The sequence below is a fragment of the Synechococcus sp. RedBA-s genome (genome assembly GCF_024345495.1).
GTDB lineage: Bacteria > Cyanobacteriota > Cyanobacteriia > PCC-6307 > Cyanobiaceae > Regnicoccus_A.
In genome coordinates this window covers 57,843-76,429 of the sequence record NZ_JAGQBF010000006.1, presented here as the reverse complement: position 1 = coordinate 76,429, position 18,587 = coordinate 57,843, and the positions used below count along the sequence as shown (strand labels likewise).

The 18,587-nt window shown below is 67.5% G+C and carries 20 protein-coding genes; 6 read left to right on the top strand and 14 right to left on the bottom strand.

What is annotated here, in order from left to right; all coding sequences use genetic code 11:
- Positions 1–56 precede the first annotated feature (56 nt).
- The 4 genes from KBY67_RS03685 to nrdJ all read right to left on the bottom strand — a co-directional run bounded on the left by KBY67_RS03685 (position 57) and on the right by nrdJ (position 4,849).
- The gene (locus tag KBY67_RS03685; protein WP_255108842.1) at positions 57–1,322 is read right to left on the bottom strand and encodes a RelA/SpoT domain-containing protein; all 1,266 of its coding nucleotides are present in this window, start codon (positions 1,320–1,322) and stop codon (positions 57–59) included.
- 237 nt (positions 1,323–1,559) lie between these two features.
- Positions 1,560–2,138, bottom strand: coding sequence for a TMEM175 family protein (locus tag KBY67_RS03680; RefSeq protein ID WP_255108840.1), 579 nt, complete (start codon positions 2,136–2,138; stop codon positions 1,560–1,562).
- 18 nt (positions 2,139–2,156) lie between these two features.
- Positions 2,157–2,453, bottom strand: a complete 297-nt coding sequence (locus tag KBY67_RS03675; RefSeq protein WP_255108838.1) for a hypothetical protein — start codon at positions 2,451–2,453, stop codon at positions 2,157–2,159.
- Positions 2,454–2,455: 2 nt separating this feature from the next.
- On the bottom strand, positions 2,456–4,849 hold the full coding sequence (gene nrdJ / locus KBY67_RS03670; RefSeq protein ID WP_399213846.1) for a ribonucleoside-triphosphate reductase, adenosylcobalamin-dependent: 2,394 nt from the start codon (positions 4,847–4,849) through the stop codon (positions 2,456–2,458).
- 107 nt (positions 4,850–4,956) lie between these two features.
- Here nrdJ and KBY67_RS03665 point away from each other — a divergent pair, with 107 nt between their 5' ends.
- The 3 genes from KBY67_RS03665 (at position 4,957) to KBY67_RS03655 (ending at position 7,699) form a co-directional block, all read left to right on the top strand.
- Positions 4,957–6,618 carry a peptide chain release factor 3 gene (locus tag KBY67_RS03665; RefSeq protein WP_255108836.1) on the top strand — a complete coding sequence of 554 codons (1,662 nt, stop codon included), beginning with the start codon at positions 4,957–4,959 and terminating at the stop codon, positions 6,616–6,618.
- Positions 6,619–6,678: 60 nt separating this feature from the next.
- Positions 6,679–6,903, top strand: a complete 225-nt coding sequence (locus KBY67_RS03660; protein WP_255108834.1) for a hypothetical protein — start codon at positions 6,679–6,681, stop codon at positions 6,901–6,903.
- 106 nt (positions 6,904–7,009) lie between these two features.
- Positions 7,010–7,699, top strand: a complete 690-nt coding sequence (locus KBY67_RS03655; RefSeq protein WP_255108832.1) for a CPP1-like family protein — start codon at positions 7,010–7,012, stop codon at positions 7,697–7,699.
- Between the two features lie 15 nt (positions 7,700–7,714).
- Here KBY67_RS03655 and hslO read toward each other — a convergent pair whose 3' ends face one another.
- A complete protein-coding gene (gene hslO, locus KBY67_RS03650) occupies positions 7,715–8,635 on the bottom strand; it encodes an Hsp33 family molecular chaperone HslO (protein WP_255108830.1) in 921 nt (306 codons plus the stop codon).
- Between the two features lie 19 nt (positions 8,636–8,654).
- Positions 8,655–9,302, bottom strand: coding sequence for an ABC transporter ATP-binding protein (locus KBY67_RS03645; protein ID WP_255108828.1), 648 nt, complete (start codon positions 9,300–9,302; stop codon positions 8,655–8,657).
- Between the two features lie 85 nt (positions 9,303–9,387).
- Here KBY67_RS03645 and KBY67_RS03640 point away from each other — a divergent pair, with 85 nt between their 5' ends.
- The gene (locus tag KBY67_RS03640; RefSeq protein WP_255108826.1) at positions 9,388–9,840 is read left to right on the top strand and encodes a DUF3531 family protein; all 453 of its coding nucleotides are present in this window, start codon (positions 9,388–9,390) and stop codon (positions 9,838–9,840) included.
- A gap of 8 nt (positions 9,841–9,848) precedes the next feature.
- A complete protein-coding gene (locus KBY67_RS03635; RefSeq protein WP_255108824.1) occupies positions 9,849–10,628 on the top strand; it encodes a 16S rRNA (uracil(1498)-N(3))-methyltransferase in 780 nt (259 codons plus the stop codon).
- On the opposite strand, the gene KBY67_RS03630 is transcribed toward KBY67_RS03635, so the two are convergent.
- Positions 10,594–10,992 carry a hypothetical protein gene (locus tag KBY67_RS03630; RefSeq protein ID WP_255108822.1) on the bottom strand — a complete coding sequence of 133 codons (399 nt, stop codon included), beginning with the start codon at positions 10,990–10,992 and terminating at the stop codon, positions 10,594–10,596. The two genes, KBY67_RS03635 and KBY67_RS03630, sit on opposite strands and share 35 nt — an antisense overlap.
- A gap of 152 nt (positions 10,993–11,144) precedes the next feature.
- Here KBY67_RS03630 and KBY67_RS03625 point away from each other — a divergent pair, with 152 nt between their 5' ends.
- Positions 11,145–11,903 carry a DUF92 domain-containing protein gene (locus KBY67_RS03625; RefSeq protein WP_255108912.1) on the top strand — a complete coding sequence of 253 codons (759 nt, stop codon included), beginning with the start codon at positions 11,145–11,147 and terminating at the stop codon, positions 11,901–11,903.
- On the opposite strand, the gene KBY67_RS03620 is transcribed toward KBY67_RS03625, so the two are convergent.
- The 7 genes from KBY67_RS03620 to KBY67_RS03590 form a co-directional block, all read right to left on the bottom strand.
- A complete protein-coding gene (locus KBY67_RS03620) occupies positions 11,821–12,777 on the bottom strand; it encodes a sigma-70 family RNA polymerase sigma factor (RefSeq protein ID WP_255108820.1) in 957 nt (318 codons plus the stop codon). The two genes, KBY67_RS03625 and KBY67_RS03620, sit on opposite strands and share 83 nt — an antisense overlap.
- A gap of 147 nt (positions 12,778–12,924) precedes the next feature.
- Positions 12,925–13,605 carry a GDSL-type esterase/lipase family protein gene (locus KBY67_RS03615; RefSeq protein ID WP_255108817.1) on the bottom strand — a complete coding sequence of 227 codons (681 nt, stop codon included), beginning with the start codon at positions 13,603–13,605 and terminating at the stop codon, positions 12,925–12,927.
- An 11-nt stretch (positions 13,606–13,616) separates the two neighbouring features.
- Complete coding sequence (locus tag KBY67_RS03610; RefSeq protein WP_255108815.1) at positions 13,617–15,188, bottom strand: ABC transporter permease; 1,572 nt, start codon at positions 15,186–15,188, stop codon at positions 13,617–13,619.
- Complete coding sequence (locus KBY67_RS03605) at positions 15,185–15,940, bottom strand: ATP-binding cassette domain-containing protein (RefSeq protein WP_255108812.1); 756 nt, start codon at positions 15,938–15,940, stop codon at positions 15,185–15,187. The genes KBY67_RS03610 and KBY67_RS03605 overlap by 4 nt, the downstream gene beginning before the upstream one ends.
- Before the next feature lie 54 nt (positions 15,941–15,994).
- Positions 15,995–16,216 (bottom strand): hypothetical protein, encoded by a 222-nt coding sequence (locus KBY67_RS03600; RefSeq protein WP_255108810.1) that lies wholly within the window; start codon positions 16,214–16,216, stop codon positions 15,995–15,997.
- 49 nt (positions 16,217–16,265) lie between these two features.
- Positions 16,266–17,150 carry a putative selenate ABC transporter substrate-binding protein gene (locus KBY67_RS03595; protein ID WP_399213864.1) on the bottom strand — a complete coding sequence of 295 codons (885 nt, stop codon included), beginning with the start codon at positions 17,148–17,150 and terminating at the stop codon, positions 16,266–16,268.
- A gap of 98 nt (positions 17,151–17,248) precedes the next feature.
- Positions 17,249–18,427, bottom strand: coding sequence for a pyridoxal phosphate-dependent aminotransferase (locus tag KBY67_RS03590; protein WP_255108806.1), 1,179 nt, complete (start codon positions 18,425–18,427; stop codon positions 17,249–17,251).
- Between the last annotated feature and the right edge of the window lie 160 nt (positions 18,428–18,587).

Below are 18,587 nucleotides of genomic sequence, written 5' to 3'. Positions count from 1 at the left end.
TAGGAAGCATCACTGCTCCCGCCTGCTGGATCTTGATGTTAGACATCTCTGAATACTTACAAGTAGCCATCGATATCCGACTTGTTTCTCAGCGACAACGACACGCCTCCATCAGTTAAGATAAATCCCTTTTCAACTAATGCTTGAAATGATGATTCGTAAGTCAAGATATTCTGACAGTAGTGATTTCTCAGAGTTTCTGAAGAGACAGTTCTCTTGCCCCAGAGATTCTTTCGAGACAGCGCAAGCAGGATTTGACGAGCGCCAATGTCAAGGTCAACTTTTTGAGAGAACCCAATCAATGATTCTCCGATATCTCCAAGAACAGCATCTCTGTTTTCCACTCCAAAGTAATGACTGTGTGTTTGCCGAACTGTCGCAACATTTGAGGAGCCAAGAAGAACGACTTCGTATCCCATTTCCGAAGAAAACTCTTTCTCATACTTAACATAGATGCCAATTGCTTCACCAGGATCTCTGCTGACACTATCCCAGTAAATGAACGAGCCAGTATTCCAGTCGAATACCAGAATCCAGTTATTAAGTCCCTGTCCAAGCCTTTTCTCTTTTTCAATGAGTGTTTTAATAATCCCTTCGTTGACATGGCTATCGAAGGTTGAACCCCTCTTCGAGGCTCGAATAATCTCCTCACTCTTTTGCTTAAGATCTTCTAGGTCTATGCGATGAGCAGGACTTAGCCTTCTGCCCGACTCAAACTCATAGAATGCGTTGGATAGCTGTTTAAAATAAGTTAGAACTGTTTGATCACCCTCCCCTTCCTTTAGATAGTAACCGTAAATAACTGAGGTTCTTTCTATTGTTTCGGACCAGTAGTGCTGTTGCTTGCTTCGTATCTGTAGTTCAATGGAAAATCCCTCCCTTTCAATCAGAAAATGCACAGCCCTGTAGCCTGTGTCATCTCTCCCCTGGCCTCTGTAGTCGGTTTCTCTCCTAACTTCAAAATTTTGATTTTCACTTACCTTCAGCCGCAGAAACCTCAGAAGTTCATCAACAGAATAATTATTCTCAACAACAATCCGTAGACCAGCAATATCTTGGAGTTGGCTGAGCCTTGTGTTTAGGCGTTTGAGCTTGCGCACAATCTGAGGCTTACGCTTAAGGCGCTGTGCAATACAGTATTCGCCTTCTTCTGCCGCTAGCCAATTCTGTATTTCTAGAGTTGTCAATGACAGCGGAGCTAAATGTAGCTTGCGGTACTCGTCAAATACTTCTTCCAGGTCAAAATATTCTTCTTCAGAGCGGTACTCATCTCTTGCTAGTGCTCTACCTGCTTTATCAATCCTTGTCTTTGAAAAGTTCATGATGTTGGATGCTGATGACCGGCCTTAATCATGTCTAACTTGTCATTGGACGGTTCTGAGAACCACCAGCCACCGTCTCCCTCATTCCGTGAACCACTTGCCTAGCAGCATCGGTGATGCCATGAACTCCTGATGAGGCCTAGGTTTTGTACACCGGTCTCAGAACGGTAGTGGTGGTTCACGGACCCGTGAACCACCTGTTCACTGGGATACATTCCACGCGGCCTGATCATCGGATTACTCCTCCAGGAGGGCCTGCTCGATGCGTCGATCGGGGATGATCCAGATCAGGGCCACGAGCAGGTAGATCGCTTGCGCCAGCCATGGCGCCGCGAAGGCAACGAGCACGGCCAGTACATAGAGCAGTTGCGACAGGCGGCCCTTCCAGTCGCGGCCGATGGCCCGGCGCAGCGGTGAGGTGTCTCCATCGTTGCTGATGATCGCCTGCTGCAGGATCCAGTAGGCCACCGCGGCCAGCAGCAGGTTGACGCCGTAGACCGCGGTGGGCAGGGCGGCGTAGTGGTTTTCGCCGATCCAGCGGGTCGCGAAGGGAACCAGCGACAACCAGAAGAGCAGATGCAGATTGGCCCAGAGCACTCCACTGCTCACCCGCCGGCAGGCCTGCAGCAGGTGGTGATGGTTGTTCCAGTAGATGCCGATGTAGAGGAAGCTCAGCACATAACTGAAGAAGATCGGTGCCAGCGCCAGCAACGCCCCCACACCTTCACCTTCAGGGCTCTTGAGCTCCAACACCATGATCGTGATGATGATGGCGAGCACCCCATCACTGAAAGCTTCGAGGCGGCCGCGACCCATGGTTGAACTCCGGCTGAATCAGTACAACGATGAACAGGTGCTGGTATTGGTGAGCTTCATCAGCGACCACAGCGCGCCGTATTGAGCCTGGGAGAGCGACAGCTCGGTTTGCATGCGCTTGCCCATCGGTGAACCTGGTGCGGCTGTGGCCCCCAGCTCGGCGTTGATCACCGCAAGGCCTTGGCACATCTTCTCGATATCGGGGTTGAGATCGCTGCTGGCCCGAGCAGGGAGGGCAGACAGGACCAGGAACAGGAGGCTGATCACCAGGCCCGCCCATGGAGCCTCTAAACCCGCATGGCGCCGGCTGAACATGCTCATGGGGCTGGTTTGGCCAGGGGCAGAAGGCACTTGTCGGAATCGCAGCCGGCAGGACCAGCTTCCACCAGTTCGCCCTGGTCGTAACGCTGCAGCGCCTCGAAGAAATCAGCCGTGCGGCGGCGGGCGGCCACCTCCTGCTGCAGGCGGGTGTAGGTGGCCAGATCGATCGGCTCGAACGGCAGCCGCGGAAAGGTGGCATTGGCATCGAAGCGGGCCAGCAGCGCCGCTGAGATGTAACCCTCGCCGCCATCGATCGCCTGGTGGATCGCCTCGGCCAGCCCTTCGATCTCGTTCTCGCGGAATTCCACCGTGGCGGAGGTGTTGTGGGCCGTGTAGTGCTTCTGCACCTGCATGTAGAAGTCGAACTGGGCCAGGGCCGAGAAGTTGTTGATCTCCACCGCATCGGCGCCCGGGATGTTCGCCCAGCTCACCTCGGTGGGGATCTCCACCAGCCATTCGCCGCAACGGGGATCAAAGGGATCATCCAGCAGGCGGCCGTTCTCATCCTTGTCCGACTGGCTCGGCACGATCGTGTAGCCGTAGTCCAGGCAGGCCAGGGCCACCGGATCGTTCTTGCGGAAGGTGATGCGGCGGATGAAGCGCTGCGCCTTGGGCGGATGCCAGCCGGGGCTGGCGCCGGTGAGCAGGCTCTTGGTGCCGGCCGGTTGCACGGTGGTGCAGCGGTTGGGACGGCGCAGGCCGTGGCGGTCGCAGTAGTCCCACACCGCCTCGTTCACGATCTGCTTCCAGCGGCCCAGATACTCCGCTTCCTGGGCCTTGAAGGCCAGGCCTTCCTCCGTTTCAGGGCGGCCCTGCTCCCACCAGCGCAGCCAGGGCGTGCCGAAGGCATGCACAAAGAAGTCGAACAGGCCGGTGAAGCTCACCCCCACGATCGGATCCCAGGCGCGGCTCTGGCGGTAGCGCTCCACTTCGAAGTCGTGGTTGAGCAGGCAGGCCACCGCCAGCCCACCGGCCCTGAAGGCATCGGCCTGGGCCTGGTGGTCGGCTGGATCGATCCGGTTCAGGTGGATTTCAGCCAGGTTGCAGTGGAAATCAGCGCCGAGGATCTCGCCGCAGGGGTTGAGCCCGTAGCGCCCCAAGCGGTGCTCCAGCTCGGCGGCGCTGATCTCGGGGTGGTGCAGCTGCAGCCAGCGGCCGGCTTCCTCGCGGCCCTGATCCACATAGATGTCGATGAACTCACTGCGCAGCTCAGGGGTGGGCAGCAGATCGGCATTGGAGCGGGCGATGGCTTCGGGAGCGAACTGGATCGCGCCCTCGCCGCTCTGGAACTGCTTGACCACCGCCTCCAGCACCACCTCCTTGCTGGGGCGGCTGTGGAACACCCGGGTGTGGTTGGCCATCCGCAGCGCATCGCGCTCGGGGTCGATGCTCCAGTTGCCGCTGGCGTCCTGCTGCCAAAGGTTGTCCTTGGCGCCAGCGGCGGAGAGATCCTCGGCGGCGAACTGGCGCATGCCGGCGGAGCGGCGGATGTTGCCGGCCACGATCGTGACCGCCGCCTCATCAATCAGCAGGCAGCATTCCACCGAGGTGAGCCGGCGGCCGATCGCCTTGTTGAGGATCTGGGCCACGCGGCCGTAGAGGTCCCCCAGCTTCACAGGATTGGCCATGCCGCCGAAGCCCTTGAGCGTTTCGCCCACCGGCCGCACATCGGAGAGATCCACGCTCACCGTGATCGGCGTGGCGGCGTCAAAGCGCTCATCACTGCAGAGCTCCAGCAGCAGCTGGTAGCTGTCGACCCAGCCGCGACGGGTGTCACCCACCTTGATCTCGACCCGCTGGCCCTCGACGCTGTGGCTGGTGGCCTCCTGGCGCGCTCCGGCGGGGGTGAGGCCAATGGGCGTGACGCCCTCGATGCGCAGCTGATTGCGCACCAGGGGCAGCCGCTCGATCAGGCGGGGCTCGATGATGGCGCCGGTGCCGCAGCCCATCATCGCCAGGTCCATCATCAGACCGAAGGCTTCCCAGTCGATCAGGTTGGTGGAGGTGCAGTTGTAGGCACCGGAGAAGTTGTGGCGCTGCTGAATCCAGGGGGTTCCGCCGATCCAGAGCCAGCGCCCCGAGGGCAGGGCCTGCTGGTGCTTCTGCATGCGCCGGATCAGCTCCACCTCCGCCCCATTGAGGTGACCCAGCTGGCGCAGACCCTCCAGGTTGCGCTCGGACACCTGGTACCAGCTCTCGCGGCCGGCCTCGGTGCGGCGGGAGTAGGTGCGGTAAAAAACGGGGTTTGCCGCCGGAGCGGTGGGCGGGAAATCGGGCTCCAGCAGGCCATTGGCTCCGATCTGGCCGCCCTGCAGGCGCACGGCCTCAGCCCCTGGGCCCGCGGTCCCGGCGGGATCGATCAGATCGGGGCGCGCTGGGGTGAGGGTCACGGCGGAGGGTGTGGTCAGGTTGTTGAACCATACCGCCACTGGTGGGGGGTGCAAGCGCGCCCGGCCACCAGTGGCAGCGCCCTGGGGTGGCCTGTCAGGCTGAGCCCATGACCAGCAGCAGCACAGGGGCCCCACAGAACGCGGCCGCAGACTCCGAGCAGCAGGCCCTGGCTGAGGCCGTGGCCCGGCGCCGCAATTTCGCGATCATTTCCCACCCCGACGCCGGCAAGACCACCCTCACCGAAAAACTGCTGCTCTATGGCGGTGCGATCCAGCAGGCCGGGGCGGTGAAGGCCAAGGGCGAGCAGCGCAAGGTGACCTCCGACTGGATGGAGCTGGAGAAGCAGCGCGGCATCTCGATCACCTCCACCGTGCTCCAGTTCGACTACGACGGCAGCACGATCAACCTGCTGGACACCCCCGGCCACCAGGACTTCTCCGAAGACACCTACCGCACCCTGGCCGCCGCCGATAACGCGGTGATGCTCGAAGACGCCGCCAAGGGCCTTGAGCCCCAGACCCGCAAGCTGTTCGAGGTCTGCCGCATGCGGCGGATTCCGATCTTCACCTTCATCAACAAGATGGATCGGCCCGGGCGAGAGCCGCTGGAGCTGATCGATGAGATCGAGAGTGAGCTGGGGCTCACCTGCTGGCCGGTGAACTGGCCGATCGGCAGCGGCGACCGCTTCCGCGGTGTGATCGACCGCCGCAGCCGCGATGTGATCCTGTTCACCCGGGCCGAGCGGGGTCGCCAGGCCGCCGAGCAGCGCCTGGCCGCCGGCAGCCCCGAACTGGCCGACCTGGTGGAGCCGGAACTCCTGGCTCAGGCCCTGGAGGAACTGGAGCTGCTGGATGGCGCCGGTGCCGACCTCGACCTGGAGCTGGTGCATGCCGGCGAGCTCAGCCCAGTGTTCTTCGGCTCGGCGATGACCAACTTCGGCGTGCATCCCTTCCTCGATGCCTTTCTGGAGCTGGCCCAGCGCCCCGTGGCCCGCACCAGCCAGGGCGGCCCCATCGATCCGCTACGGCCCGAGTTCAGCGGCTTCGTGTTCAAGCTGCAGGCCAACATGGACCCCCGCCACCGCGACCGCATCGCCTTCGTGCGGGTCTGCTCAGGCCGCTTCGACAAGGACATGAGTGTGCGCCATGCCCGCAGCGGCCGCACCATCCGCCTCTCCCGCCCCCAGAAGCTGTTCGGCCAGGACCGGGAAGTGGTCGAAACCGCCTATCCCGGTGATGTGATCGGCCTGAACAACCCCGGCATGTTCGCCATCGGCGACACCCTTTACGTGGGCCCGAAGGTGGAATACGAGGGAATCCCCTGCTTCAGCCCGGAGATCTTCGCCTGGTTGCGCAACCCCAACCCTTCGGCCTTCAAGAGCTTCCGCAAGGGGGTCAATGAGCTGCGCGAAGAAGGGGCGGTTCAGATCCTCTACGACACCGACGCCAGCAAGCGCGATCCGATCCTGGCGGCGGTCGGTCAGCTGCAGATGGAGGTGGTGCAATACCGGCTGGAGAACGAATACGGGGTGGACACACGCTTGGAGCCCCTCGGCTTCAGCGTGGCGCGCTGGGTGGTGGGCGGCTGGCCGGCGCTGGAGAGCGTCGGGCGCATCTTCAACTGCAAGACCGTGCGTGACGCCTGGGACCGGCCGGTGCTGCTGTTCAAGAACGAGTGGAACCTCAACCAGCTCAAGGAGGATCACCCCGAGCTGGAGCTCAGTGCCGTGGCGCCGGTGGTCAGCGGCGTCGAACCGATCGCGATCTGAGCCACGGCCCGCCGCCGGCCTCGCCAGAATCATTTACAACGAAAGGTCAAGGTAACGGCCATGCCTCAGCCGATCTGGCTGGTTCGCCCCCGCCGGGATGGAGGCTCCGACTACGTGCGTTTCCTGCCCAGCCAGGAAGCCGTGGAAATCCGCGAAGGCAGCCACCTGCCCCCCCAGATGCCCCTGCTCAAAAGCCGCCACTGGCTGGCGATCGACGAAGCGGAGGCCCGGCGCCTCGAGCTGCAGCAGGACGCGGGCTACCACTGCAGCGAGCCCCTGTTCTGAGCCCCGTCGTCAGCTCCGGCAGGTCTCATTCACCACCTCAGGCACAGCCGCAAGCCCTTCGCCTCGATACGCTCGGCGCACGACACAGCCCCACGCACCGGAGGCCATGACCAACGGTTCTGAACCCGCCCCCAACGCCAGCCCCTACGAACGGCTCGGCATCACCCCCGACGCCAGCTTCGATGAGGTGCAGGCCGCGCGCCAGCATCAGCTCGCGGCGGTGGCCACTGATCCCCAGGCCTGCGCCAAGGTGGAGGCCGCCTACGACGCGGTGCTGATGGAGCGCCTGCGCGAGCGACAGCAGGGCAAGGTGAGCAGCGCCGCGGTCACCGCCTCGAAGCGCGAGGAGGTCAAACCGGCGGCAGCAAGGGTTCCCTCGCGGCCGTCCCTGCCCCAGCTGCCCTCCCTGCCCCAGTTCAGCGGCGCCAACAAGCTGCAGGCCCCCAGCCTGTCGATGCCCACCATCGCCCTGGCCGAGGGCCGTGAGCGCTGGTTTCCCCTGGTGGCCGATGGTCTGCTGCTGCTGCTGGTGCTGGTCACCCCGCCCGGCTCGGCGGAGGTGGTGCTGGCCCTGGCCACGGGCGTCACCGTGATCAATCTCAGGCGCCGCAACGGCCGCTTCCTGGCCGCCGTGGGCTGGAGCTTCGCCCTGCTGAGCGTGGGCCTGCTGCTGGGCGGTCTGCTCACCATGGGCCTGGATCCAGCCCTGCCCCTCGGTCTGCCGCTGGCCCTGAATCAGGTGCAGAGCCTGCCGGCCCTGATCCTGCTGCTGCTGGGCGCTCTGCTGATCGCCTGAGCCATCAACTGTGGCTTAGGCCTGAGCCACGGAGAGCTCGGCGATCAGCTCGCGCAGTTCCCCTTCCTCCACCCCGTACACCTCGTTGCAGAAGTGGCAGGTGAGCTCGGCGCGGCCATCTTCCTGCAGGATCGAGGCCAGCTCCTGCTGGCCCAGCAGCCGCAGGGCATTGACGCTGCGGCGGCGGGTGCAGGGGCAGTGGAAGGTCACGTCCTGACGGGCCTCAGCGTCCTCCAGCAGCTGGGGATCGAGGTCGGGGAAGATGTCCTCCAGCAGCAGCTTGAGGTCGTCCTTGCAGGCGGCCAGGCGCGAACTGAAGCCGCTGATCTCCCGGCAGCGCTCCTCCAGCAGCGCCACCAGCGCCGGCTCCTGCGCCGCCTTCGGCAGCACCTGCACCAACACCCCACCGGCGCAGCGCACGCCGCTGCTGTCGATCTGCTCCCCCACGAACAGCGCTGAGGGGGTCTGCTCGGAGTGGAGCAGGTAGGAGGCCACGTCATCGCCGATGCCGCCACTCACCAGCTCCACCGTGCTGCTGAACGGCTCCCCCTTGCCCTGGTCGCGCACCACGTGCAGGTAGCCGGTGCCTGTGGCCTGACGGAAATCGAACTGGTGCTGGCCGTCGGCCTCCTCCAGCAGGTCGAGCTCCAGGCCCGGGTGGCCCACGTAGCCGCGCACACTGCCGTCACGGCCTGCATCCACCATCAGCCCGCGCAGGGGCCCATCCGACTGGATGCGCAGGTTCACCCGCCCGTGGGCCACCTTCATCGAGCTGGCCAGCAGCAGCCCGGCCGTCATCGCCCGCCCCAGCAGCGCCGTGGTGAGGTACGAGAGCCCATGGCGCCGCCGGGCGTAGCGGCTGGTCACCGTGGTGAGCGCCGCCACCAGACGGATTCCCCCATCGGCCGCCGTGGCCCGCACCAACTGATCGGGCATCGCTGCGCCCTCCGCCAACTCAGGGCATCGTACGGAGCGCCGGCAGGGACTGAAGGGCCCCGTCGCTGAGGAGCCAGGCCTGGCCCACCAGGCTGCGGAACAGCTCCGGCTCATGGGTGACCACCAGCAGGGCCCGCTGGCGGCCCAGCTGGGCGATCAGCTGCAGCACCTCATGGCGCACAGACCAATCCAGCCCGGCGGTGGGTTCATCCAGCAGCAGCACCTTCGGGTCCCGCAGCAGCTGCACCGCCAGGGCCAGTCGCCGCTGCTGGCCGCCGCTGAGCCGCTCCGGCGCCTGCTGCAGCGACACCCCCTGCAGGCCCACCTGAGCCAGCACCGCCTCCAGCCGCTCGCTCCCCAGGCGGCGCTGGCCCAGCTTCAGCTCCTGACCCACGCTCAAGCCAAGGAAATGGCGTTCGGGGAACTGGAACACCAGGCCGCTCAGCCAGCGGCGCGCTCGGCCCGTCACCGGCTGGCCCTGCCAGAGGATCGTGCCGCCAGTGGGGTCCGCCAGGCCGCTGATCAGCTCCAGCAGGGTGCTCTTGCCGCTGCCGCTGCGGCCCGCCACCAGCACCGGCTCGCCCACGGGCAGGGTCAGGCTGAGGTCGCGCAGCACCGGCTCAGGGGTGGTGGCCGGGTGATAGCAGACCGATCGGAGCTCCAGCATGGGGGACCACGGACCGCACCAGCTTGCAGCAGCCGCCACCGAGTTTGATAGGGGTCACCAGTCAATTCTGGAAGGAGCAACGCCCATGGACATTCGCTTCCGCGAGGTGGATCCGTTCAACTGCTGGATCTGGCTGCGCTTCCCCGATCACCCCGGCCAGGGGGAGCGGGGCTACGTCGACACCGTCTTCGACAGCTGGTTCTTCCTCGGCAAGCTGGGGGGCTTCAACGCCGAAAGCCTGCAGGTGCATGAAGAGGGCATCGACCTCAGCGCCATGCACTACGACATCGAGGCCGCCGAGGCGACCCTCCCCGCCCTGATGCACAGCATGGGCGAGCCGGAATACCGCGACGCCTGGTGCCGCTGCTGGGTCGACCTGGGCACCAGCGATGGGGTGGCCCTCGATGTGTTGATCAATGCTCTGCGTCAGCTCAACAACGACTTGGTGGAGATCGAGGAGGTGCTGATCGGCGGCGTCAATGAGGACTGGCCGGTGGAGGAGGTGCCCGACGCCCTCTTCCCCCACGGCGCCAACTGAGGCCGGTGGTGCGCGAGCTGCGCCGCCTGCTGATCGCCCCCGAGCGCCTGGCGGCCGGCACCACCCTGGCCCTGGCCCCCGAGGAGAGCCGCTACCTCAGCCGCGTGCTGCGCTACGGCCCCGGAGATCGCTTCGCCGTGATCGACGGGCAGGGCCAGCTCTGGAGTGCGCTGCTGCTCGATGGACCCCAGGCCCGGCTGGAGCAGCCGCTGGATCAGCCCCTGCAGCGCCAGCCGGTCGCCAGCCCCTGGCTGGAGCTGGCGGTGGCCATTCCCCGCCTCGACTTCGACGTGGTGGTGCGCATGGCCTGCGAGCTGGGGGTGGATCGGCTCCAGCCCCTGGTGGCCGAGCACGGCGCGCGGCACGGCAGCTGGAAGACGGCCCGCTGGCAGACGATCCTGCGTGAGGCCTGCGAGCAGTGCGAACGCCTCTGGCTGCCGCAGCTGCTGGAGCCGCTGGCGGCGGTCAGCTATCTCGCTGAAGCGCGCTCCGGCCTGCCACTGCTGGCCAGCACCCGGGAAGAGCAGCTGCCATTGCTGACCGCCGCCCTGGCGCAGTCACCAGCGGCTGCCCTGGCCGGAGCGAGCCCTGGAGTGGCCCTGGCGATCGGCGGGGAGGGTGGCTGGAGCCCAGCGGAAGCCACCGCCGCCGACACGGCCGGCTGGCAGGGGGTGAGCCTCAGCCCCCACATCCTGCGCACCTCCACGGCGGCCGTGGCCGGGCTGGCCACGCTGGTGCAGTGGCGGGCTGCGCTCAGCGGCCGAGCATGCCGGTGGCCATCTGCTTGAACACACCCAGATTGGCGCCTGCCAGGCGGCGGGCGCGGGGCAGCGCACCGGAGGGGATCAGGCACTCAGGCGAGAAGGTAACCACACTGGGGGCCGGGCGATTCTCCTGCTCGCGGCGCAGTTCGGCGGCGATCGCCTCGGCGGTGGTGAGCACCGGGACAGCCGACTCTGACTCGGCACTCGCGGCAGCCGCGCCGCCTGAACCAGCGCTGGTTGGACCGGCGCTGGCTGCGGCCGGTTCAGCCTTCGCAGCCTTGCCCCCCTTGCCCTGGACAGACCTGGCCGCCACGGGAGCCACCACGGCCGGCTTGGCGTCAGCCTCCTTGTCGAGGTTGAGGAAAAACCCCTTGGGCTTGAAAATCATGACGCCGGCCAGCCAGGACGTGTGGGCTGATTATCCGTCGCGACGGCTCCACCACTGCCTGCCCGTTGGGGAGTGCAACAGAGACCTGGGGCGCAGCCGCAGGAGGCAGGGCCCGGGCGCCGGGGAAACTGGTGATCGCCTGCTCCTGCGCCGTGCTGCCCGCCCTGCCCCTTGCACCGCCGCCTGCGGCCCAGTGGCTGCTGGCCGTTCTGGTCAACGCCGTGCTGATCGCCCTGGCTCAGCGGCTGCCGCTGCTCACCAGGGCCGGCTGGGTGCACGCCGGCATCCTCGGCAGCCTGCTCTGGGGCTGCCTGGGCTGGCGCGGCTGGCTGGCGGTGGTGATCTACCTGGCCCTGGGCTCGGCCGTGACTCGGCTCGGGATCCGGCGCAAGCGGGAGCAGGGGCTGGCGGAGGGCCGCGGCGGCCGGCGCGGGCCCGAGAACGTCTGGGGTTCGGCCGCCACCGGTGCCGTGCTGGCCGCGCTCACCACACTGCCCGGTGCCCCTGCTCCGCTGCTGATGCTGGGCTTCGCCGCCAGCTTCGCCGCCAAGCTCGCCGACACCTGCGGCAGTGAGATCGGCAAGCGCTGGGGCCGCACCACCGTGCTGATCACCAACCTGCGGCCGGTGCCCCCGGGCAGTGAAGGGGCCATCAGCCTGGAGGGCACCGCCGCCAGCCTCGGCGGCAGCGCCGTGATGGCCGCTGTTCTGCTGGCCCTCGGTCTGCTGCCTTCCGCCGCCGCGGCCCTGCTGGTGACGGCGGTGGGGCTGGGGGCCACCCTGATCGAGAGCCTGATCGGCGCCACCCTGCAGGGGCGCCTGGCCTGGCTCAGCAATGAACTGGTGAACGGCCTGCAAACCTTGATCGCCGCCCTGCTGGCGATGGGACTGGCCACGCTGCTGGGGCCCTGAGTGCCGGTGCGTGCTGGCGCCGGCGCAGCGGCCAGACCGGCGGCGCCTGGCGGCTCTGCAGCAGCTGATCGATCTCCTCACGCAACAGCAGCACAAGCGCCTCGAAGCGCCGCTGGGCGGCCCGGGCGGTCAGCCCCTGATCGGCCCCCAGCCGCCGCCAGGAGGCGCCCTGCAGCACCCGCTCCAGCACCAGTTGGCGCAGGCTGGGATCAAGGCGCTCCAGCCGGTGCTTCAGCCAACGCTGGTTGTCGCCTTCACAGCACAGCGATTCCCCCTGGTGATCGGCGCGCCAGGGGTGCGGCCGCTCCCGCGCCGGCAGCCGCTCCAGCAGCGTGCCGCCGCGCTCCTCTCCATCAGCGGCGGGGGCATCGAGGCTGCGCAGCCTCAGGGCCTGTTGCAGCTGCTGCGCCTCACACCAGCGCTGCGGCGAGCAGCCCAGCGCGGCCGCCAGCTCCTCCTCCCCCAGCGCGGGCAACTGGTGATGCTGACGCTGCTGCATCAGGGCCTGGCCGCGGCAGTGCAGCTCCCGCAGCTGACGGGAGCAGCGCAGGGGCTGCTCGTGATCGCGCAGGTGGTGCTGCATCGCCCCGCGGATGTAGGGCACCGCAAAGCTGCTCAAGCTGGTGGAGCGGGACGGATCAAAGGCCTCGATCGCGCGGATCAGCCCCAGACAGCCCAGCTGCACCAGATCGTCGAGCGGCAGCCTGGTGCTCGCGCTCTGGCGTGCGGCCACCTGGCGCACCAGGGGCAGATTCAGCTCCACCAGTCGGTTGCGCAGGCGGTGGTCGCCGCTGCGGTGAAAACGCTGCAGCAGCTCGGCATTACGGCTGTGGAGGTCCTGGTCCTGGGAGGGCTGGGGGCGTGGGCTGGGCATGGCGGGGACAGTGGCGGGTCCGTGTTTCCACCCTCAATCGACTGGGCCAGGTCGCGCTTCACCCCAACCGGTGAACTCACCTCCCCCAAATGGGTGAGGGAGCACAAGCGAGGACAACAGGCCGGCGAGCTCAGTGGACCGGTGCGCTCAGTGGGCCGGTGTGCGGGCCAGCCTCGACTCCAGCCCCGCCCAGGCCAGCAGCGCCGGCCACTGGCGCATCAGCTCGTAGATCCGGTCATGGCCGTCGGCATTGAGATGCAGGCCATCGGCGCTGAGCAGCCGGCTCCAGTGGGGATCCTCCAGCAGGGGGTGCAGCAGCGGCAGGAAGGGCACATCGGCCTCCAGGCAGGCCTCCTCCAGCAGCCGCTCGTAGCGGTGCACGCTGGCCTGCTCATACCAGAGGCAGCCGGCGAAGGGCATCACCGCCTCATCCACCGGCGTCAGCCCGATCACCAGCACCGGGGCCAGCCGCACCGCCTCGCGCAACAGCTGCTGCCAGCCGAACAGGAACGCCTCCGGCGCCAGCTGGTGGCGGCCGTCGGACCGCCCGACCCGGGCGGTGTCGTTGAGGCCCACGCTGAGCACGATCCCCTGCGGTGCCTGACGGCGCAGCTCCCCCCGGCAGCCCACCTCCCGATGAAGGCGCGCCGCCAGCCGCTCCAGGCCATCGCCGCGCACGCCGAGGTTGTAGAGCACGGGTCCATCGGGCAGGCCCATCCAATGGCGCCGCAGCCGCTCACACCAGCCACCGCCATCGGGGTCGCCCCAGCCGTACACCCCGCTGTCCCCCAGCACGATCAGCTTGCGCGGTGTCGCGGTCACGGCCATGGGCTCGGGCGTCAGGCCGCCAGCAGGCGCCGGCGGAGGCGGTCGCTGAGATCTTCTCCCATCAGGGTCAGCACCACGTAGACCGCCACCAGGGCGATCAGCTGGTCGATGGCGAAGGAACTGAGGGCCTCCAGCAGCAGGCTGCCCAGTCCGGCGGCACCCACCAGACCCACCACCACCGTCTCGCGCAGGATCACATCGGCGCGGTAGGCGCCGTAGGCCAGATAGGAGCGGGCCAGGGCGCTGAATCGGCCGTAGAGCAGGGCCAGCCGCGGCCCTGCTCCAGCGGCGGCCAGGGCCTCCTCCGCCTGCAGCGGGGCCGCTTCCTCCGCCTCCAGCAGCAGGCGACCCAGGATGCCCAGGTTGTGGAAACCAAGGGCCAGGGCCGCCGTGAGCACCCCGGGCTGCAGCACGAACAGCAGCAGCAGGGCGGTGAGTGGCGGCGGCCAGAGGCGCCCCAGCGCCCAGATGGCCTGCATCAGCGCCCGGCCCCAGGGCCAGGGGGCCATCAACAGCAGCAGCAGCGGTGCACTGCCCACCGCCAGGGCCGCCGCCAGCAGGGTGAGCGCCAGTGTGGAGCCGATCAGCGAGGGCCAGGGCAGCGCCGCCACCGCCGGCCAGTCGGCCGTCCAGGCGGGCAGGGGCTGAAGCTGCCCCAGCTGCAGCGGGTTGACCCCCAGGGCCACGGCCACCAGCACCAGCAGAGGCAGCAGCAGCAGAGCGCCGAGAACCACCTCACGGCCACCGCGCCCCACGGAGCGGCGGCTGAGGCCGAAGCGGGCCGGCATCCCCCAACGCTGGCGCAAAACCCGCAGCAGGGCCTCCAGCACCAGCATCACCAGCAGCAGCATCCACAGTCCGCTCCAGAGCTCACGGAACTGCAGCGACTGAAGCGTGAGCCGCAGATCAGTGCCCAGCCCGCCAAGGCCGAACACCCCCAGCAACGTGGCGCTGCGCAGAGCGCATTCCAGCCGGTAGCCGCCGTAGCTGATCACCCCCGGCTGCAGCGCCGGCCCCAGGGCGGTGAGCAGGGCCGGCCCCGCCGGTGCACCCGCCAGGCGCAGTCCCTCCAGGCCCGCGGTGGGCAGGGCGTCGAGCAGATCACTCACCACGCGTGCCACCAGGGCGGCGTAGGGAATCGTGATCGCCAGCACCGCCACCACCGGCTGCAGGCCCAGCAACTGCAGCAGCAGCAGGCCCCAGAGCAGCTCGTGCACCGCCCGGGGCACCGCCAGCAACCGCCTGATGCACTCCGCCGGCAGGGCACTGCCGGTGGCCGTGCGCCACACCGTGCGCGAGCTGAGCACTCCCCCCACCAGACCCAGCACCAGGCTCAGGGCCCAGCCCAGCAGGGCAATTCCCACCGTGACCCCCAGGCCAGTGAAGGCCGAGCTCAGCACCAGCGGATCCAGCGACGGCTTGAAGGCCGCCCCGGCGAACTGACCGATCAGGTCCCAGCCGCCACCGTGGCTGAGGCCAGGAAGCAGCAGCAGCACCGGCAACCAGACCAGGGCCGGCAGCAGCGGCAGCAGTGGCGGGGCCAGGCGCAGCGCCCTCCAGCTCCAGGCGGAGGCGGCCGTCATGGTTCCGAGCGATAGAGGGCCGCCAGCTGGGGGCCCGCCAGCGCCGTGGGTGCCGCGTCCAGCACCACACGGCCCTGGCGCAGGGCCACCACCCGATCAAAACCATCGAGCAGGTCGGGCCGGTGCAGGCTGAGCAACAGGGCCCGGCGGCCGCTGGCCTGCGCCAGCAGCAGGGCCAGCAGCTCCCGCGCCAGGCGTGGATCCAGGTGGGCCAGGGGTTCATCCGCCAGCAGCAGCAGCGGCTCCTGGCGCAGCAAACGGGCCAGGGCCAGGCGCTGGCGCTGGCCGCCGGAGAGGGCGGTCACCGGTTGCTCCAACAGGTCAGCGCTGAGGTCGACCCGCGCGAGAACAGCGGTGTTGGCGGCGGTCTCGAGCGGCAGCATCAGGTTGAGCAGGGCCCTCGGCCAGCCCCAGCGGGCCAGCCGCGCCGCATTCAGGTTCTGCTGAACGGTCAGCTCCTCGATCAGGCGCAGGTCCTGCCAGAGGGTGCCGATCAGGGCCTGCTGCCGCCGGCGCCGGCGCCTGGAGCGCGCCGGGGCGACACCGTTCCAGAGCACCTCGCCGGCCTCAGGCCTGAGCAGCCCATTGGCCACCGCCAGCAGGCTGCTCTTGCCCGCGCCACTGGGACCCACCAGGGCCACCCGCTCCCCCGGCCTCAGCTGCAACGACACATCATCCAGCCGCGGGGCGGTGCGGCCCGGCAGGCGAATGGAGCGCAGCTCCAGCAGAGGATGGTCGGGGGAGCTGATCAAGGCAGAGGGCTCAGGCCGGATGAGAAGGGGACCCGGACCCTGACATCCTGGGGCTCAGGGGAGCACGGCCTTCAGGGCCGCCTCCAGATCCAGCCGCTGGGCCGGGTCACCCACCAGGCGCAGTTCACCTCCGCGGGGCCACCAGTTCAGGCGGACGTTGGTCTCCTCGTCGTCGAGAACGTACATCTCGAAGGCTCCCTGGTGCACCCAGTGGCCCGGTTGCCCCAGCTTGGCGACGAGGGCCTGAAGCTCCTCCAGACTGCCGTTGAAGCGCATGCCATCTCTGGGATCTGGGCCCAGGCTAAGGGGACCCCAGGGGCGTGGCTCAGCGGATCTTGCCGATCTCGCGGCCCACCTTCTCGATCGAGTCGTACAGACGCGGAGGAGCAGGAATGAATCGCTTTGCACCGAAGAGGTCGAGGATCTGGGCCTGCTTGGGATTGCTGGCGCGCAGATTCAGGAAGGTGGATTGAAGCCTGGTGGTGAAGCCCTTGCCGAAGCGTTGGTCGAGATTCGGCTGGGCGAGCCAGTGGTAGTTGGCGTAACCGGGGGTGCGCCAGATCACGATCACCTTCTTCGGGTCGGTCTTGCCGGAGCTGAGGCTGCTCTGCCACACCTCCTCGTTCACCACCCCCGCCTGGTAGGCGCCGCTCTGCACGAGGGCGATCGTGGCGTCGTGGCTGCTGCTGAAGCCCGGGGCGCCGCCGGCGAAATCAGTCAGCCGCACGCCGGCCTGGCCGAGGAAGTACTGGGGCATCAGCCGACCGGAAGTGGAGCTCTCCGAGCCGAAGGTGAAGCGCTTGCCCTTGAGCACACTCAGCCCCTTCTGGTTGGCGATGGGCTTGATTCCACTAGCAGTGTTGGCGATGAAGAAGCTCTGGAAGGAGGCGTCGATGTCGCGCTGGGCGATCACCTTGGCGCCGGGCTTCTGCAGCCGGGCCTGAACACCGGTGAGGGCTCCGAACCAGACCAGATCCAGATCGCCGCGGCGGAAGGCACTCACGGCGGCGGTGTAATCGGTCACCGGCACGTACTTCACCGGCACGCCGAGGCTGCGGCTGAGTTCGTTCGCCAGCAGGGGGTAGAGGCGGTTGAGGGTTTCCGGTTTCTGATCAGGAATGGCGCTGATCCGCAGCAGCTTCTGCTGGGCCTGGGCGCCGGCTAGCTGGGGTGCGGCCTGCTGCAGCTGGGGCGGCAAGGCCGCTGGCATGAGGGCCAGGGCGAGGCCTGCCAGCAGAGCCAGGCGAAAACCGGTACGCGGAAGGCGTGGGGGGAGGAGGGGCAAGGGAGCCATGGGGGTGCTTCGATTTACAGGGATGTGAGGAAGTGACCGAGCCGGCCCAGACCATCGCGCAGGGTGGCGGGGGAGGCGGCGCAGGAGAGGCGTACGCAGCGGTCGTCACCGAAGGCGATCCCCGGCACCAGGGCCAGACCCACCTCGTTGAGCAGACGGTTGCAGAAGGTCATCGAATCGAGCCCATGAGCGCTCACATCCGGGAAGGCGTAGAAGGCCCCCTGCGGTGGCTGCAGGGTGAGCCCCGGCAGGGCCGCGAGGCCCCCATGCAGCAGGGCACGCCGCTCACTGAACTGGCGCGCCATCTCCACGACGCAGTCGCGCGGGCCGCTCACCGCCGCCAGGGCACCGAACTGGGCGAAGGAGCAGACGTTGCTGGTGCTCTGGCTCTGCAGTGCGATCGCGGCACTCACCACAGCAGTGGGACCGGCCAGGAAGCCCAGCCGCCAGCCCGTCATGGCCCAGCCCTTGGCGAAGCCATTGACGATGAACACCCGATCGCTGAGGTCGGGCGCCACTGCCGCGAAGCTGTGGTGTTCATGGCCCGGGGCCAGCAGGAACTCATAGATCTCGTCGCAGACCACCGCCACCTGGGGATGGCGGCGCAGCACCACGGCGATGGCCTCCAGCTCCTGGCGGCTGAACACCATCCCGGTGGGATTGGACGGGCTGTTGAGCACCAGCAGGCGGGAAGCCGGGGTGATCGCGGCCTCCAGCTGCTGGGGATCGAGGCGGAAGCCGTGCTCGGCGTCGCTGGGCAGCAGCCGCACCGTGGCGCCGGCCAGCTGGACCATCTCCGGGTAGCTGAGCCAGTAGGGGGCCGGCAGCAGCACCTCATCGCCGGGACCCAGCAGCACCTGGAAAAGGTTGAACAGAGCCTGCTTGCCACCATTGGTGACCAGCACCTGCTCGGCTTTGGTGGCAACCCCGTTTTCCTCGCTGAGCTTGACGGCGATCGCCTCGCGCAGGGCCGGCTCGCCGGCGGCCGGGCCATAGCGGGTGGCGCCGGCCTCGAGGGCATCGATGGCCGCCTGGCGGATGAAGGGCGGGGTGTCGAAGTCGGGTTCGCCCGCGCTCAGGCTGCAGATGTCCTGGCCCTCGGCGCGCAACTGCTTGGCGCGGGCCGCAATGGCCAGGGTGAGCGAAGGCTGCAGGGCTTCGGCCCGGGCCGAGAGCTTCAACGGGCGGGGCATCGGCGGGGGCGCGGCCGACGGCCGCAGCGCGAAGCGGCCACAAAGGGCCGCGGCGCTCCGAAAAAGAAGCGCCAGGGAGAACTTGCATCCTGCCTGACGCCCTTCCTGGGAAAGGTTCGAGCGGGCACCGTCGCGCCCGGCACCTGGACAGGTGACCCCC

Bases quoted from the DNA above. Each gene is read 5' to 3' on its own strand.
- KBY67_RS03640 (WP_255108826.1), top strand. From the start codon at position 9,388: ATGGACATTCGCTTCCGCGAGGTGGATCCGTTCAACTGCTGGATCTGG.
- KBY67_RS03645 (WP_255108828.1), bottom strand. From the start codon at position 9,302: ATGCTGGAGCTCCGATCGGTCTGCTATCACCCGGCCACCACCCCTGAG.
- KBY67_RS03600 (WP_255108810.1), bottom strand. From the start codon at position 16,216: ATGCGCTTCAACGGCAGTCTGGAGGAGCTTCAGGCCCTCGTCGCCAAG.
- KBY67_RS03665 (WP_255108836.1), top strand. From the start codon at position 4,957: ATGACCAGCAGCAGCACAGGGGCCCCACAGAACGCGGCCGCAGACTCC.
- KBY67_RS03675 (WP_255108838.1), bottom strand. From the start codon at position 2,453: ATGTTCAGCCGGCGCCATGCGGGTTTAGAGGCTCCATGGGCGGGCCTG.
- KBY67_RS03595 (WP_399213864.1), bottom strand. From the start codon at position 17,150: ATGCCAGCGGCCTTGCCGCCCCAGCTGCAGCAGGCCGCACCCCAGCTA.
- KBY67_RS03680 (WP_255108840.1), bottom strand. From the start codon at position 2,138: ATGGGTCGCGGCCGCCTCGAAGCTTTCAGTGATGGGGTGCTCGCCATC.
- KBY67_RS03655 (WP_255108832.1), top strand. From the start codon at position 7,010: ATGACCAACGGTTCTGAACCCGCCCCCAACGCCAGCCCCTACGAACGG.
- KBY67_RS03630 (WP_255108822.1), bottom strand. From the start codon at position 10,992: ATGATTTTCAAGCCCAAGGGGTTTTTCCTCAACCTCGACAAGGAGGCT.
- KBY67_RS03610 (WP_255108815.1), bottom strand. From the start codon at position 15,188: ATGACGGCCGCCTCCGCCTGGAGCTGGAGGGCGCTGCGCCTGGCCCCG.
- KBY67_RS03660 (WP_255108834.1), top strand. From the start codon at position 6,679: ATGCCTCAGCCGATCTGGCTGGTTCGCCCCCGCCGGGATGGAGGCTCC.
- KBY67_RS03615 (WP_255108817.1), bottom strand. From the start codon at position 13,605: ATGGCCGTGACCGCGACACCGCGCAAGCTGATCGTGCTGGGGGACAGC.
- KBY67_RS03620 (WP_255108820.1), bottom strand. From the start codon at position 12,777: ATGCCCAGCCCACGCCCCCAGCCCTCCCAGGACCAGGACCTCCACAGC.
- hslO (WP_255108830.1), bottom strand. From the start codon at position 8,635: ATGCCCGATCAGTTGGTGCGGGCCACGGCGGCCGATGGGGGAATCCGT.
- KBY67_RS03590 (WP_255108806.1), bottom strand. From the start codon at position 18,427: ATGCCCCGCCCGTTGAAGCTCTCGGCCCGGGCCGAAGCCCTGCAGCCT.
- KBY67_RS03685 (WP_255108842.1), bottom strand. From the start codon at position 1,322: ATGAACTTTTCAAAGACAAGGATTGATAAAGCAGGTAGAGCACTAGCA.